General features: G+C 70.3%; 19 protein-coding genes. 14 read left to right on the top strand and 5 right to left on the bottom strand.

The genetic code is table 11. The features are described 5' to 3' along the window. Positions 1-55: 55 nt before the first annotated feature. Positions 56-1,006 (bottom strand): methionyl-tRNA formyltransferase, encoded by a 951-nt coding sequence (locus ACFPCV_RS09600; RefSeq protein ID WP_378055693.1) that lies wholly within the window; start codon positions 1,004-1,006, stop codon positions 56-58. 100 nt (positions 1,007-1,106) lie between these two features. On the opposite strand from ACFPCV_RS09600, the gene ACFPCV_RS09595 reads away from it, so the two are divergent. From ACFPCV_RS09595 to ACFPCV_RS09550, 10 genes are all read left to right on the top strand, one after another. Further along, positions 1,107-2,438, top strand: coding sequence for a lysine N(6)-hydroxylase/L-ornithine N(5)-oxygenase family protein (locus ACFPCV_RS09595; RefSeq protein ID WP_378055692.1), 1,332 nt, complete (start codon positions 1,107-1,109; stop codon positions 2,436-2,438). Further along, positions 2,435-3,250 (top strand): siderophore-interacting protein, encoded by an 816-nt coding sequence (locus ACFPCV_RS09590; protein ID WP_378055691.1) that lies wholly within the window; start codon positions 2,435-2,437, stop codon positions 3,248-3,250. The genes ACFPCV_RS09595 and ACFPCV_RS09590 overlap by 4 nt, the downstream gene beginning before the upstream one ends. A gap of 9 nt (positions 3,251-3,259) precedes the next feature. Continuing rightward, positions 3,260-4,081: an enoyl-CoA hydratase/isomerase family protein gene (locus ACFPCV_RS09585; protein WP_378055690.1), complete on the top strand. Its 822-nt coding sequence runs from the start codon at positions 3,260-3,262 to the stop codon at positions 4,079-4,081. A gap of 182 nt (positions 4,082-4,263) precedes the next feature. Next, positions 4,264-5,145, top strand: coding sequence for an ABC transporter ATP-binding protein (locus tag ACFPCV_RS09580; RefSeq protein ID WP_378055754.1), 882 nt, complete (start codon positions 4,264-4,266; stop codon positions 5,143-5,145). Continuing rightward, positions 5,142-5,981 (top strand): ABC transporter permease, encoded by an 840-nt coding sequence (locus ACFPCV_RS09575; protein WP_378055689.1) that lies wholly within the window; start codon positions 5,142-5,144, stop codon positions 5,979-5,981. The genes ACFPCV_RS09580 and ACFPCV_RS09575 overlap by 4 nt, the downstream gene beginning before the upstream one ends. Beyond that, on the top strand, positions 5,978-6,235 hold the full coding sequence (locus ACFPCV_RS09570) for a helix-turn-helix transcriptional regulator (protein WP_378055688.1): 258 nt from the start codon (positions 5,978-5,980) through the stop codon (positions 6,233-6,235). The genes ACFPCV_RS09575 and ACFPCV_RS09570 overlap by 4 nt, the downstream gene beginning before the upstream one ends. A gap of 192 nt (positions 6,236-6,427) precedes the next feature. Then, positions 6,428-6,958 (top strand): methylated-DNA--[protein]-cysteine S-methyltransferase, encoded by a 531-nt coding sequence (locus tag ACFPCV_RS09565; protein ID WP_378055687.1) that lies wholly within the window; start codon positions 6,428-6,430, stop codon positions 6,956-6,958. Positions 6,959-6,972: 14 nt separating this feature from the next. Next, complete coding sequence (locus ACFPCV_RS09560) at positions 6,973-7,806, top strand: PaaX family transcriptional regulator (protein WP_378055686.1); 834 nt, start codon at positions 6,973-6,975, stop codon at positions 7,804-7,806. 565 nt (positions 7,807-8,371) lie between these two features. After that, complete coding sequence (locus ACFPCV_RS09555; RefSeq protein WP_378055685.1) at positions 8,372-9,274, top strand: GNAT family N-acetyltransferase; 903 nt, start codon at positions 8,372-8,374, stop codon at positions 9,272-9,274. After that, complete coding sequence (locus ACFPCV_RS09550; RefSeq protein WP_378055684.1) at positions 9,271-9,978, top strand: SAM-dependent methyltransferase; 708 nt, start codon at positions 9,271-9,273, stop codon at positions 9,976-9,978. The genes ACFPCV_RS09555 and ACFPCV_RS09550 overlap by 4 nt, the downstream gene beginning before the upstream one ends. A 150-nt stretch (positions 9,979-10,128) precedes the next feature. Here the strand turns inward: ACFPCV_RS09550 and ACFPCV_RS09545 are convergent, their stop codons facing one another. Beyond that, positions 10,129-10,440, bottom strand: a complete 312-nt coding sequence (locus ACFPCV_RS09545; RefSeq protein ID WP_378055683.1) for an AMP-binding enzyme — start codon at positions 10,438-10,440, stop codon at positions 10,129-10,131. Between the two features lie 169 nt (positions 10,441-10,609). Here ACFPCV_RS09545 and ACFPCV_RS09540 point away from each other — a divergent pair, with 169 nt between their 5' ends. From ACFPCV_RS09540 to ACFPCV_RS09525, 4 genes are all read left to right on the top strand, one after another. Continuing rightward, complete coding sequence (locus ACFPCV_RS09540) at positions 10,610-11,056, top strand: FxsA family protein (protein WP_378055682.1); 447 nt, start codon at positions 10,610-10,612, stop codon at positions 11,054-11,056. A gap of 10 nt (positions 11,057-11,066) precedes the next feature. Then, a complete protein-coding gene (locus ACFPCV_RS09535) occupies positions 11,067-11,237 on the top strand; it encodes a VOC family protein (protein ID WP_378055681.1) in 171 nt (56 codons plus the stop codon). A 24-nt stretch (positions 11,238-11,261) separates the two neighbouring features. Next, positions 11,262-11,396: a hypothetical protein gene (locus ACFPCV_RS09530; protein WP_378055680.1), complete on the top strand. Its 135-nt coding sequence runs from the start codon at positions 11,262-11,264 to the stop codon at positions 11,394-11,396. A gap of 179 nt (positions 11,397-11,575) precedes the next feature. Continuing rightward, positions 11,576-13,096, top strand: a complete 1,521-nt coding sequence (locus tag ACFPCV_RS09525) for an Nramp family divalent metal transporter (RefSeq protein ID WP_378055679.1) — start codon at positions 11,576-11,578, stop codon at positions 13,094-13,096. Here ACFPCV_RS09525 and ACFPCV_RS09520 read toward each other — a convergent pair. The 3 genes from ACFPCV_RS09520 to ACFPCV_RS09510 form a co-directional block, all read right to left on the bottom strand. Then, positions 13,093-13,425, bottom strand: coding sequence for a hypothetical protein (locus ACFPCV_RS09520; protein WP_378055678.1), 333 nt, complete (start codon positions 13,423-13,425; stop codon positions 13,093-13,095). The two genes, ACFPCV_RS09525 and ACFPCV_RS09520, sit on opposite strands and share 4 nt — an antisense overlap. A 91-nt stretch (positions 13,426-13,516) precedes the next feature. Beyond that, on the bottom strand, positions 13,517-14,032 hold the full coding sequence (locus ACFPCV_RS09515; RefSeq protein WP_378055677.1) for a zinc-binding metallopeptidase family protein: 516 nt from the start codon (positions 14,030-14,032) through the stop codon (positions 13,517-13,519). Further along, a complete protein-coding gene (locus ACFPCV_RS09510) occupies positions 14,017-14,919 on the bottom strand; it encodes a M20/M25/M40 family metallo-hydrolase (RefSeq protein ID WP_378055676.1) in 903 nt (300 codons plus the stop codon). The genes ACFPCV_RS09515 and ACFPCV_RS09510 overlap by 16 nt, the downstream gene beginning before the upstream one ends. Positions 14,920-14,931 lie beyond the last annotated feature (12 nt).

Below are 14,931 nucleotides of genomic sequence, written 5' to 3'. Positions count from 1 at the left end.
AGGCGCGTTCAGGACGCTCAGCGCCCTGAACGGCCCTTTCACGGCATTCGGTGGGTCAGGGGGTCGGGGTTTGGCGCAGGTAGCCGCCCATCGTGCGGAAGTACTCCGTCGCCGCCAGTTCCGTGCCGTCGTCGAGGCGGACGCGGCGCAGCAGGAGGCCGTGGTTGCGGCCGTAACGCGCGTCGGCGCCCGCGACGATCACCACGCCGTCGCCCTCCTTGATGAAGATCCGGCCCGGGGTGCCGCCGTACCGGCCGGTCGACACCGCCGCCGACAGGATTCGCAGGCGGGTGGATCCGTGGTAGGTGAAGGCGTTCGGGTACGGGTCGGACTGCGCGCGCACGAACCGCTCCAGCTCCGCCGCCGACCACGTCCAGTCGATGCGGCTGTCCTCGATGGACCGCTTGTGGAAGAACGACGCCTTCGACGGGTCCTGCTTCACGAAGTCCGTGTCGCCGCGGTCGATCTTGGCGAGCGCGTCGACGACGATCGGTGCGATCAGGTCGACCGTCTTGTTGAAGAGGTCCGTCGCCGTGTCCTCGGGTCCGACCGGGACCGACCGCTGCAGCACGATGTCGCCCGCGTCCAGGTTGTCGTCCATCATGTGCGCGGTCACACCGACCTCGGACTCGCCGTTGATGAGCGCCCAGATCACCGGCGCGAACCCCGCGTAGGCGGGCAGCAGCGAGTCGTGGACGTTCAGCGTCCCCTTCGGCGGGAAGTTGAAGATGTGCGGCGGGATCCAGGTGCGCCAGTTGTTCGCGACGATGATGTCGGGCGCCGCGTCCTTCAGCGCACGCACGACCTCGTCGTCCGGCCGGTTGCCCACCACGACCGGAACCCCGTGTGCCGCGGCGAGATCCGCGACCGAGTCGTTCCAGATCGACTCGTAGGCGTGGTCGCTCGCCGGGTGCGTCACCGCGAGCACCACCTCGTGCTCCGACCCGAGCAACGCCTCCAGTGTGCGATGCCCCCAGGTCTGGTACCCGAACAGCGCCACGCGCATGACTACTCCCAGTTCTCGGTGATCTCCGTCAAGTGAAGCGAGGCTATCCTTAGCCTGCTGCGTTAGGTTAGCCTTACCTCTAGCCGAGGAGAGGACGGTAATGCCAGAGGAACTCGCGGAGCAGACCGACGTCTACGACGTCGTCGGCATCGGCTTCGGACCTGCCAACCTCGCACTCGCGATCGCGGTCGCCGAACACAACGCACAAGCAGGCACCCAGCACCCGGTGCGGAGCCTGTTCCTCGAACGGCAGCCGCGGTTCGGCTGGCACCGGGGCATGCTCATCGACGACGCCACGATGCAGGTCTCGTTCCTCAAGGACCTCGTGACGCTGCGGAACCCGACCAGCGACTTCAGCTTCCTGTCCTACCTGCACAGCGCCGACCGGCTCGTCGACTTCATCAACCAGAAGTCGCTGTTCCCGCTGCGCATCGAGTTCCACGACTACCTCGAGTGGGCGGCGGCCAGGTTCGCCGACGAGGTGCGCTACGGCCACGACGTCGTCGAGGTCACGCCCGTCACCGTCGCGGGCACGGTCGAGCTGCTCGACGTCACCGCCCGGCGCGCCGACGGCACCACGACCACCGTCCGCGCCCGCAACCTCGTGTTCGGCACGGGCCTCACCCCGCACCTGCCCGACGGGGTGACGCTCTCGGAGCGGGTGTGGCACAACCGGGACCTGCTCGACCGCGTCGAGCTGCTCCAGCGGTCCACCACCTGCCCGCCGCCCGTCCGGTTCGCGGTCGTCGGCGCGGGCCAGAGCGCGGCCGAGGTCACCAAGTACCTCCACGACACCTTCCCGCACGCCGAGGTGTGCGGGGTGTTCTCCCGCTACGGCTACAGCCCCTCGGACGACAGCCCGTTCGCCAACCGCGTGTTCGACCCGGCGGCCGTCGACCACTTCTACGGTGCGTCGCCCGAGGTCAAGCAGCTGATCATGGACTATCACGCCAACACGAACTACTCGGTCGTCGACACCGACCTGATCGAGGAGCTGTACCGGCGGGTGTACCAGGAGAAGGTGCTCGGCACGCGGCGGTTGCGGCTGCTCAACGTGTCCCGGGTGGTCGAGACGGTCGAGACGGGCGACGGGGTGCGCGCGACCATCGAGTCGCTGACCACGCACGAGAAGACCGTGCTCGACTGCGACGTCGTCGTGTACGCCACCGGCTACCGGCCCGCCGACCCGCTGCGGCTGCTCGGCGACCTTTCGGTGCTGTGCCACCGCGACGAGGCGGGCCGCCCCGACCTCGCCCGCGACTACCGCGTGCACACCGACAGCGAACTGCGGGCCGGGCTCTACCTGCAGGGCAGTACCGAGCACTCGCACGGCATCTCGTCGTCGCTGCTGTCGACCACGGCGGTGCGGGCAGGCCAGATCCTCGACTCGATCCGCACGCAGATCCCGGCGCAGCTGGTGAGCGTGCGATGACGGTCACGGAGACGGCGGTCGCGCCGTACAGCCTGTTCCGCGTCCAGGTCGTGCGCACCGAGCGGCTCAGCCCGGCCATGCTGCGGGTGACGTTCGGTGGCCCGGACCTGACCCGGTGCACCAGCGCGGGCCACGACCAGCGGATCAAGCTGTTCTTCCCGCGCCCCGGCCAGTCCGACCCGATCGTGCCGGAGGGCCCGGACTGGTTCGGTGAGTTCCGCGCGATGCCCGACGAGATCCGGCCGCCGATGCGCACGTTCACGATCAGCGCGCTGCGTGCCGACCAGCACGAGCTGGACGTGGACTTCGTGCTGCACGGCGACCTTGGCCCCGCGTCGCGCTGGGCCGGTGCCGCGAAACCGGGCGACCGGCTCGCGATCTCCGCGCCGGACGCACGGCACTCGCCGATCCTCGGCTACGAGTTCAAGCCGGCCGAGGGCACCGACTGGACGCTGCTGGCAGGCGACGAGACCGCACTGCCCGCGATCAGCGCGATCCTGTCGGCCATGCCGGCGGACCGGAACGCGCTGGTGTTCCTCGAGGTCGAGTCGCCGCGCGAGATGCGGCCACTGGACTGCGCGGCCGGGGTGCACGTGACCTGGCTGTCCCGCGGCGGCGCGCCCGCCGGCGGCGACCTGCTGCGGGACGCGATCGCGCGCACGGAGTTCCCGGCGGGCCGCCCGTACGCGTGGCTGGCGGGCGAGTCGAGCGCGGTGGTGGCGCTGCGGCGGCACCTGGTGCGGGAGCGCGGGCTCGACAAGAAGGACGTGTACTTCTCCGGGTACTGGCTACTCGGCGGTGCGATCGAGTAGGCATGTGGGGTGCACGACTACTCCACACAGTTCCCGACACTGCGGTTCGCCGACCTCGGCAGTGAGGTCGGCGCCGGGGTGCTCGAGGTGTCCATGTCCGCGCCAGGGCGGCTCAACGCGGTCGGCCACGAAGGGCATCGCGAGCTGGCCGAGGTCTGGCGGGTCATCGACCGCGACCCGGACGTCCGGGTCGCGATCATCCGCGGCGAGGGCGGCGTGTTCTCCTCCGGCGGCGACCTCGACCTGGTCAGCGACATGGCGAACGACTTCGAGGTGCGGATCCGCGTGCTGCGCGAGGCCCGCGACCTCGTGTACAACGTGATCGACTGCGCGAAGCCGATCGTGTCCGCCATCGAGGGCCCGGCCGTCGGCGCCGGGCTCGTGGTCGGCCTGCTGGCGGACGTGTCGATCGCCGCGACCGACGCGCGGATCATGGACGGTCACACCCGCCTCGGCGTCGCGGCCGGCGACCACGCCGCCATCGTGTGGCCGCTGCTGTGCGGCATGGCGAAGGCCAAGTACCACCTGCTGACCTGCGAGCCGGTGTCCGGCGAGGAGGCGGAGCGGATCGGGCTGGTGTCGCTGTGCGTGCCGCAGGAGGAGCTGCACGACCGCGCCCGCAAGGTGGCGGCGCGGCTGGCGCGGGGTTCGCAGTCGGCGATCCGGTGGACCAAGTACGCGCTGAACAACTGGCTGCGCCAGGCTGGCCCGATCTTCGACACCTCGCTCGGCCTGGAGTTCATGGGCTTCGCGGGGCCGGACGTCCACGAGGGCGTCGACGCGATCCGCAACAAGCGAAGGGCGGACTTCTCGGGCCCGGCCTCGGAGTGACCGCCGAGGACTGGTGAACAGATCGGACAACTCCTACCCCACGATGTAGTACACCTGCTATCGTTCGCCGCAACTGAACGACAGGGAGGTGGATCGTGGCCGTGGTTGATCACGCGGAGACGCAGGCGAGGGGGACTCAGCCCGCGTCCGAGGGGAACGTGCTCGACGTCCGTGACCTGCGGATGCGGTACGGCACGAAGGATGTCCTGACCGGGGTGGACCTCACCGCTCGTTCCGGTGAGGTGGTCGCGTTGCTCGGCCCGAACGGCGCGGGCAAGACCACGACCATCGAGATCCTCGAGGGGTTCCGGATGCGCTCCGCGGGGGAGGTGCGCGTGCTGGGCGTCGACCCGGCGCACGGCGACGAGAACTGGCGGGCGCGGCTCGGGGTGGTGCTGCAGTCCTGGCGGGACCACGGCAAGTGGAAGGTCCGGGAGCTGCTGGCGCACCTGGGGCTCTACTACGCGCCGTACAGCACGGACGACATCACCCGGCCGTGGGACGTCGACGAGCTGGTGGCCGCGGTCGGGCTGACCGAGCACGCCGACAAGAAGATCTCGCGCCTCTCCGGTGGGCAGCGCCGCAGGCTGGACGTCGCGATCGGCATCGTCGGGCGGCCGGAGCTGCTGTTCCTCGACGAGCCGACCGCCGGGTTCGACCCCGAGGCGCGCCGCGAGTTCCACGACCTCGTGCACCAGCTCGCCGACGCCGACACGACGATCCTGCTGACCACGCACGACCTGGACGAGGCCGAGAAGCTCGCCGACCGGATCCTGATCCTCGCGGGCGGCACGATCATCGCCGACGGCTCGGCCGACGAGCTGGCGCGGCGGATGTCCACCGAGGCCGAGGTGAAGTGGACGGTCGGCGGGCAGCGGTTCGTGCACTCGACCGCCGACGCGACCGAGTTCGTGCGGCAGCTGTTCCGCGAGCACGACGACAGGCTGTCCGATCTGGAGGTGCGCCGGGCGGGTCTGGAGGACACCTACATGGCGATGGTCCAGCAGTTCGAGTCCGGCAGGCAGGAGGACGCGGTGCGCGAGTTCGAGGTGGTGACCCGATGACCCCCACGACGGCGGCGGTGCGGGCGGGTCTCGCACGGGGCCGCGCCGAGGTGCGGCAGACCCTCACCACCGGCCAGGACCTGTGGAACTACCTGTTCCCCACGGTGATCTTCCTGGTCGTCATGTTCTTCATGCGGGACGCGACGGTGCCGGGCACGACGTTCTCGCTCGGCTCGCGGACGCTGCCGAGCATCATCGGCATGGGCATCGCGTTCGGCGGGCTCGTCACGCTGATGATGTTGCTGGCGGTGGAGCGCGAGGACGGCACGCTGCTGCGTGCCAAGGCGGTGCCGAACGGCATGCTCGGGTACCTGATCGGCAAGATCGTGACGGTGTCCGGGATGACCGTGGTCGCCCAGACGTTCGTGCTGGTCCCGAGCCTGTTCATGCTCGAAGGCATCTCGATGGACTGGTTCACGCTGGTCTGGGTGATCGCGCTCGGGCTGGTCGCGACCCTGCCGTTGGGCGCGGTCGCCGGGTCGTTGTTCGCCAACCCGCGCAACTCCGGGCTGATCATGCTGCCGGTGATGGGGCTGGTCGCGGTCTCCGGCATCTTCTACCCGATCAGCGCGATGCCGGAGTGGGTGCAGGGCCTCGCGCAGGTGTTCCCGATCTACTGGCTGGGGCTGGGCATGCGCTCGGCGATGCTGCCGGACAACCTTGCCGCGGTGGAGATCGGCGAGTCGTGGCGGCACCTGGAGACACTCGGCGTGCTCGGCGCGTGGGCGGTGGCCGGTCTGCTGGTGGCCCCTATGGTGTTGCGCAGAATGGCGCGCCGCGAGTCCGGCTCGAGCGTCGCCGAGCGCCGGGAGAAGGCCATGCAGCGGGTGACATGACGGGCAAGAGCACCACCAACGAGACGATCCACAACCGGATCGCGATGCTCCGCGTCGAACGCGGGGTGTCGCGCAGGCAGCTGGCTGAGGCACTCGGCGTCCACTACCAGACGATCGGTTACCTGGAACGCGGCGAGTACAGTCCGTCGCTTTTCCTGGCGCTGCGGATCGCGGAGTACTTCGGGGTGGCGGTCGAGGTGGTCTTCTCCACCTCGCCGTTCCCCCGGCTCGGCGACCCGGAACGACCGGCCTAGATGAAGTCGGTGCGCGTGGTAATGCCCTGAAAGGCGCGTTCAGGGCGCTGGGCGCCCTGAATGGCCCATTGACGGCACTCGCGTCGGCCCAGATGAACGGGTCCGTACGCCAAGCCGCCGCACGTTCGGCCGGTGGGCCGAAGACGTGCGCGGGGGCAGCGAATCCCGGCACGTCGCGCGCATAATGGCGCAATGGTGGACAGCGTTGACACGGTCGCGTTCGGCAGCGTGCCGACGGAGCTCGGTGACGTGCTGGCGGCGGTCACCGCCGCCGGTCTGGTGGCCACCGCCTTCACGGACTCGCCGCACATCAGAGCCGCGATCTGCGCGCGGCTGGGGCTCACGGAGGCGCCGACGGCCGCGGGGACGGACCGGATCCGCACGCAGCTCTCCCGGTACTTCGCCGGTGAGCTGCGGGAGTTCGACGTCGACGTCGACTGGCGGCTGACGTCCGAGGCGCAGCGGCGGGTGCTCGGCACGCTGTACTCGACGGTGCCGTACGGCAGGGTCGTCACGTACGGGGAGTTGGCCGCGCGCAGCGGTTCCGGCATTCCGCCGCGCGGCATCGGGTCGATCATGGGGAGCAACCCGATCCCGATCGTCGTGCCGTGCCACCGGGTGGTCGCGGGCGACGGCCTCGGCGGTTTCAGCGGCGGCACCGGCGTCGAGTCGAAACGGCGGCTGCTCACCCTGGAGGGATATCTTCCACCGACACTGTTCTGATGGGGGGAGCTGTCATGGCTGAGCCGGTGGTCAGCCGACGCCGGGAGGTCAGCGGCGGCAGCGCGCGTTCGCTGCTGACGACGCTGCTCGGTGAGTACGTGCTGCCGTCGGAGGCGCCGGTGTGGACGTCGACGCTGGTGGACGTGCTCGCGCTGTTCGACGTGGAGGAGAAGGCGGCCCGTCAGGCGCTCGCCCGCACCGCCGCGGAGGGCTGGCTGCGTTCCGACCGCGTCGGCAGGCGCGTGCGCTGGACACTGACCGAACCGGGACGGCACCTGCTCGCCGAGGGCGCGTCGCGGATCTACGGCTTCGGCAGCGGTTCGCGCGAGTGGGACGGGCAGTGGCTCGTGGTGCTCGTCTCGGTGCCGGAGTCGATGCGCGACCTGCGGCACAAACTCCGGACCCGGCTCAGCTGGGCGGGTTTCGGGTCACCGACGGCCGGGGTGTGGATCACCCCGCACCCGGCGGCGGAGGCCGACGCGAAGCTGATCCTCGACGAGCTGGAGCTGTCGTCGCAGGTCATGTCGTTCCTGGCGAACTACGGCGCGCTGGGCTCGGAACGGTCGATGGTGACGAGCGCGTGGGACCTCGCCGACGTCGCCGCGCGGTACAAGCGGTTCGTCGACGAGTTCTGCGACCTGGCACCCACCACGCCGGACGAGGTGCTGCGCGCACAGACGCTGCTCGTGCACGAGTGGCGCCGTTTCCCTTTCCTGGACCCGCAACTGCCCGCGACGCTGCTCCCTCCCAAGTGGACGGGAACGACGGCGACGGAGCTGTTCAACGAGCTGCACGTCCGCTGGCGAAGGCCCGCCCAGGACCGCTGGTCGGAGCTGGCGGCCGAGTGAGGCGGTGGCCTCCGGCCCCCTCGAACCACCCCTCGCGTCTGGTCAGCGGCCTTGTCTGGGCCTTCCTGGGTTCTGACCGTTGGTCTTGCGGGTTTGTCCTCGCCGGACGGGCAGGTCTCTGGGGTGGCGGGGGATGCTGTTTGGCGGCGGTTTGGGCGGGTCTGCCTGCCATCCCGTCGACCTCCCTACGGGATGGCAGGGAACCCCTTTGGGGTGGGCTTGCGCCACCGTCAGGGTTGCGTGGGCTGGGCCCCGCTTCGCGGGCCCTGGGCGCGTTGACGGCGTGGCAATGCCCTGAAAGGCGCGTTCAGGGCGCTGGGCGCCCTGAAAAGGCCCATTGACGGCACCGGTTGTGCCGTGAACGCGCCTTTTGCGGCGGTCCACCCCTGCGGGTGCCAGCCGGGCGCTGCGCGGGGATAAATGAGTTGACCGGCGTGGTTGTCTGTAGTCACGCCCAACGGCCGGGAGAGGAGGTGAGGGCATTGATCGCGTTGACGACCATGTGCTCCCACCTCGCATTCGGGGCGTTCGCGCGGGGGAGCACGTCTCTCCCGTAAGGACGAACATGTTGGAACTGCGCCCGCTCTCCGCGGGTGAGGAGCACCTCTTCCTTTCCCTCGCCGACCCCGCGCTCGTCGGATTTCAGAGCATCGGCCGGGACTACCTCGAACTGGTCGGGCTACGGCAGTACCGTCCAGAGTGGACGTGGGTGGCGTTGCGCGACGGTGACGTGGTCGCGCGTGCCGCCTGGTGGGGTGGGCCGGACGACGAGGCACCGATCGCGCTGGACTGGCTCGACTTCGCCGACGGTGCGGACGACGCTGCCGTCGACCTGCTCAAGCAGGCACGCTTCGGCGTCGAGTACTGCCTGCTCGTGCCGCCTGGCTGGCGGGACAAGCCCGCGGTCCGCACCGCCGCGCAGGCTCGTATCGACGTCGCGCGGCGCGCCGGGATGGCGCCGTTCGTCGAGCGGTTGCGGTACCGGTGGACACCCGAGCACGGGCTGCCGCCTCGGCCGGGGCGGCTGGTGTACCGGCCCGAGCCGGACGACGAGCGGATCCTCGACGTGCTGCGGCGGATCGTCGTCGGGTCGCTCGACGCGCACGAACAGCGGACCAGGGACAGCGACGGCGTCGACGCGGCCGCGCGGGACGAGCTGGAGTTCCTCAACTGGATGCCGTCGCCGCGCGAGTGGTGGCGGGTCGCGTACACACCGGACGGTGAGCCGGTCGGGCTGACCGTGCCGGGACGCAACTACGCGAACCCGGTCATCGGCATCATCGGGGTGGTGCCCGAGCAGCGCGGCCACGGCTACGCCTACGACCTGCTGGTGGAGGCCACGCACCTGCTGGTCGAGTCGGGTGCCGACGAGGTCGTCGCCGAGACCGACACCACCAACACGCCGATGGCGGCCACCTTCGCCAGGGCCGGCTACCCCATCACCCAGGAAAGGGTCTACCTGAAGTGAGCGAACTCGACGCCGCGCGGTACGCCCGCCTGCGGTGGAACACACCCCTGTCCGAACCCCACGCGGAGGAGCTGCTCGACCACCTCGACCTGACCACCGCGACATCCATCGTGGACCTCGGCTGCGGCTGGGGCGAACTCCTGCTCCGCGCTTCGGGCAGGACGACGGCGAAGGCGATCGGACTGGACACCGACCCGGCAGGTCTGGCACGGGGGCGGCGCGCGGCCGTCGACCGCGGTCTCGACGTCGACTTCGTCGAGCAGGACGCGGCAGGCTACGGCGGCACCGCCGACCGCGCACTGTGCGTCGGCTCGGCGCACACGCTTGGCGGTGCCCGCGCGATGCTGACCGCGCTGGCGGACGTCGTGCCCTCCGGTCGCGTGCTCGTCGGCGACGGCTGCTGGGAGTCCCCGCCCACCCCGGCCGCGGCCGGGATCTTCGGCGACGGGGTCCTCGCGCTGCCCGACCTGGTCGCCGCCTGCCGGGACACCGGCTGGCACGTGCTGCACCTGTCGATGGCGACCCAGCACGAGTGGGACGACTTCGAGTCCCGCCACCGGGCGGGCGTCCGCGAGTGGCTGCTGGCCAACCCGGACGACCCGCGCGCGGCGCAGGTGCGTGCGACGGCCGACAGCAGGGAACACGAGTACCTGACCGTGTACCGGCGGGTGCTGGGCTTCGCCTACCTGGTGCTGGCCCGGTGACCCCCGGGGGCGGCCCCGGGCTTGCGCCCGAGCCACCCCGATCACCGTCTCCTCGTCGTCGATGCCGCTGAAGCCGGCCTTCGGGACGTGGTCCGGCCCGGTCACCGTGTGCACGGTGACCGGGCCGGGCGAGGACCTCCGGACGTCACATCAGGTCGGCACCGGGTACGCCACGAGCTCGTCCGCGACCAGCTCACGCAGCACGTTGCGGCGGATCTTGCCGGTCGCGGTCTTCGGCAGCTCCGCCATGCCCACCACGGCACGCGGCCGCTTGTAGGCGGCGAGGCCCGCCCGGCACCACGTGACCAGCGCGTCGGCGAGGTCGTAGGAGTTGAGCTTCAGCTCGTAGCCGGGGGTCAGCCCGCCCTGTTCGTCGACGTCGAGGACGAGCCAGGCCACGTCGCCGTCCACGCGGATCGTCCAGTGCCGGTACCGGTCCGGGTGTGTGTCGAAGGACACCATCCACCCATTCTCTACCAATCGTCGAGGTTATGTAGAAAGTCCGTCCGGCCGCTGGTGACGGCCGCTGTCGTGTGCGGTGCCGTCCACGCGACTACCGTTGTGGGTGCCGCCGGTCGTGGCGGCCCGCACCGCCCGGGAGTGAATCCGGGCGCTCGTTCGTTGGATGGACATGCCTGTCTTCGCACTGCTGCTCATCGCGGTCGTCGCCGAGCTCGCCGTGATCATCGCGGTGGGCCAGGCGGTGGGCGCGCTGTGGACGATCCTGCTGCTGATCGCCGTGTCGATGGCGGGGGTGGCGCTGCTGCGCAGGCAGGGCACCCGCACGCTCACGGCGTTCGCCGACGCGCTGCGCAACCGGCGCGACCCGAGCCCAGAGATGGCGGACGGGATGCTGATCGGGGCCGCCGGGGCACTGGTCCTGTTCCCCGGGTTCGTGAGCGACATCGCGGCGTTGCTGCTGCTGTTCCCGCCGACCAGGGCCGTGGTCCGCAAACGTTTGCTCGCCCGCGCCGCCGCCCGCGCCAGGGTGGTCCGCCACGACGTGGTGGACGGCGAGGTCGTGGCCGACGACCCGATCGTCATCGACGCGCCGGTGATCGAACCACGCCGCGACTAGCTTTCAGGAGATGGCCGACCTGCCAGCCGCGGTGGCCTTCTACCGCGACGTGCTCGGCCTCGACGAGACGTGGCGCGAGGGCGATGGCCCCGCCGCGTTCCGCCTTCCCGGCACCGAGATCGAGCTGATGCTGGACGTGCCACCGGACGACAGTCCACAGTGGAGGGCAGGCGGGTTCTAAGCCGTCGACAGCGTGGACACGTTCATGGCCGAGCACCCGGACATCAGGTGGTCCGGCAAGCCCTTCGACATCCCCGGCGGCCGTTCTGTCGCGTTCCAGGACCCGGCAGGCAACACCCTCCACCTCATGGACCAGTCGGCACCCGAACCGACCGGCTGAACGCAGGCCACCGGGAAGGCAGAGGTGAGACGTCCGGCGGTGGCGCAAGCCGCCACCAAAGGGGCTCCCCGCCATTTCCGAGACCTCTCGTCTGTTCGCACTGCGAACGCGTTCCGTTGTCCGTAAAGGACAATTGACGGAAATGTCGTGGTGCGCTAAATCAGACTGAGGAGGTCGTCATGGCCAAAGGTGTCGATGAACGTGCTTCTCAGCCCACCGAATACCAACTCGGCGTCAGCCGGCCACCGCTGGGCGTGGCCGACCTGCCGGAACCGGAAGAAGTGTTCAAGGTCCGCAGGCTCGGCGCGCGGCAGATAGTCCAGTTCGTGATCGGACCGAGCCTCATCGCGCTCGGGATTTCCGTCGGCAGCGGGGAGTGGTTGCTCGGGCCGGGCGCGATCGGGGAGTTCGGGTTCGTCGGGGTCGGGTGGGTCATCACCGTTTCCGCGATCCTGCAGACGTTCTACAACGTCGAGTGCGCCCGGTACGTGACCGCGACCGGCGAGGTGCCGATCGTCGGGTTCGGCCGGGTGCCGCCGGGGTGGAAACTGTGGGTGCCCTTCTCCCTCATCGCGTTCTACTTCGCGTTCATCTTCGGCGGGTGGGCCGCGGGCGCGGGGCAGGGACTGTTCGCGTTGATCACGGGCCGGACCCACCGGCCGGACGAGATCGAGTGGGTGCGGCTGCTCGCGATCGGGCTGCTGCTGGTCGTCTTCGCGATCACCGCCCTGGCGCGCAAGGTGTCCCGCACGCTGGAGCTCGCCAACTGGGTGCTGGTCGGCACACTGCTGGTGGTGCTGGTCGTGGTGTGTGTGACGGTCGTGCCGTGGTCGGTCTGGTGGGAGGGCGTGCGTGGTCTCGTCACCCCCGCCGCGCCACCGGCGGGCATCACGGCGACCACGCTCGGTGCGCTCGCCGGGTTCACCGCGCTCGCGTCCGGCCTGAACTGGTACGCGATGAACCACTACCGCGACAAGGGTTACGGCATGGGCTCGCGCGTCGGGTTCCTGTCCGGCCTGCGCGGCAGGCAGGAGGAGGTGCGGGCCGTCGGCGTGACGTTCCCGGACACGGCGGAGAACACCTCCCGCTGGCGGCGGTGGTACCGGCTGCTGATGATCGACCTGTGGCTGGTGTTCTTCTGCGGCGCGATGATCGGCATGCTGCTGCCGACGATCCTCATGGCACACGTCGTCAACACCAGCGGCGAGACCCCGACGACCGCGAACGTCCCCACCTTCACCGCGGAGCACCTCGGGAACGAGTACGGCCTCGGCATGTTCTACCTGATGCTCGTCGTCGGCGTGATGGTGCTGTTCTCCACCCAGCTCGGCATCTTCGAGGCGCTGGTCCGCAACTTCACCGACGCGGTCCACGCCACCAGCCCCCGGCTGCGCCGGAGGCTGGAGGGTGACCCGCGCAAGTTCTACTACCCGTACATGCTGGTCGTGCTGGTCGTGATCGCGGCAGCGCTGCACCTCGCGCTCCCGGTCGAGCTGGTGCAGATCTCGGCGAACATGTCGAACTTCGGCGCGCTGATGTTCCCGTTCGCGTTGATGTACCTGAACTCCCGGCTCCCGAAGGCGGCCAGGCCCCGGCCGTGGCACTACGTGATCCTGGTGCTGAACTTCCTGTTCTTCGGGTTCTTCTTCGTGAACTTCGCCTTCGAGTTCATCACCGGCGGCCCACTGGTCTCCTTCTAGCCGGACCGGCGCCGCCCCCGCAGCAGCAGGGCCGGCGCCGCCAGCGCGCCCATCGTCGCCAGGACCGCGAACGCCCCGTCGTCCACGGTCCTGGCGAGCAGACCGACCAGTCCGAACAGCACGGTGAGCACGACCGCCGCCCGTAGGGACAGCCGAGGGGCCGTGGCGACCGGCGGCCTGCCGGGGCCCGGTGCCTCCTCGGCCGAACCGCGGTACCAGCCACCGGACTGCAGTGGCGGGTGCGGCGGGTACACGTCCGGGGTGCTCGCCCCGGATCGCGGTGTCCATTCGGCCTGGCGGGCCAGTGTCCTCGCGTGGGTGGTGTCCATCGTTCTCCCCTATCGTCTCCCGGTACGACAATGCTCAGGCAAGCCGCGACCTGCGCATATGCCACCTGGCACACTCAGGGGATTTCGATGCTCAGCTGCCGGGCGAGGGGTATGCGACCGGGCTGCGGTGCCCGGCCCGGCCCACGGCCCGGACCCCGAAGAACACGTTGTCCTTCGACATGTCGACGGTCGCCGTCGTCACGTCGCCGACCGCGATCACGTGGGTCCACTCCGGTTCGGTCATCTCGCGCCACACCACCTCGTAGCCCGCGAGGTCGGGTTCGGTGCCGCGCTGCCAGTACAGCTCGGTGTCGTTGGTGAGCCCGCTCGTCCGGACGCGGACGCCCTTCGGGGTGCCCGGCGCGGCCGCCAGCGACCACAGCGCGGCGCCGTTGACGCGGGCCACCCCCGCCATGTACCGGAAGTCGCAGAACTCCGGCAGGTCGCCGTACTGCTTGCCGTCCTCCACCCGCACGTCCTGGTGCTGGTGGGCGTAGTCCTCGTTGGGTTCGGTGAACCGGGCCGCCGGGTAGCCCTGTTCGAGGAAGCCGATGTGGTCGCCGCCGCGCAGGTAGCGGTCCCGCCGGTAGATCACCCTGACGTCCATGCCGGTCTCGCCGTTGTCGGCGACCGACCGCACGAACCGCGCGCGAGCTGACGTGGTGGGGAGTCGTTCTCGCCGCCGACCGCGCGGCGGGTCGCGGCCTCCTCCGGGGTCTCCGCGGTCGGCACGCCCTCCGCGAACAGGCGCACGGTGCGCCGGTCGACGGTGCCGTCGTCGGCCCTGCTGGCGCCGACGATGTCGTTGGTGAACACGGCCTGCACGTCGGTGCCCGCCGCCCGGTACTGGGCGGCCATGTACCTGGCGCCGTACAGGCCCTGCTCCTCGCCCGCGACGGCGGCGAACACGAGCGTCGCCTTCGGTGCGCGTCTCGCCATGATCCGCGCCAGTTCCATGGCCACCGCGACGCCGGACGCGTCGTCGTCGGCGCCCGGGGCGTCGGCGGTCGCGTTCATGACGTCGGAGACGCGGGAGTCGTAGTGGCCGGACACCACGTACACCCGTTCCGGCGTCACCGAGCCGCGCAACGTGGCCACGACGTTGGTGATCCGGGTCGGGACCGGGATCCTCGGCGCCGGTTCCTGGAGGTAGGACTGCGGCTCGACGGTCATCCGGCCGCCGGAGGCCGCCGCGTACCGCCGCATCTCGGCGAGGATCCAGTCCCTGGCCGCGCCGATGCCCCGCACCGGATCGTCCTGTGTGGACAGTGTGTGCCGGGTGCCGAACGACACCAGTTTGCGCACGATCGCCTCGATGCGGTCCTGGTCCACCTCACGCAGGATCGCGCGCAGCTCCTTGTCGGGCGGCTGCGGAAGCGGCGGACGGTCGCCACCGCCCGCCGCTTCCGCCACCGCGGGTGTCCCCGCCAGCGCGACACCGCCTGCCGCCGCCACCGTCGCCGTGAGAAACGTTCGCCGGGAGTTCTCAGTCATCCTCCCTGCCTA

The sequence above is a fragment of the Actinophytocola glycyrrhizae genome, assembly GCF_042653545.1.
GTDB lineage: Bacteria > Actinomycetota > Actinomycetes > Mycobacteriales > Pseudonocardiaceae > Actinophytocola > Actinophytocola glycyrrhizae.
This window is presented reverse-complemented; position numbering and strand designations above follow the sequence as displayed.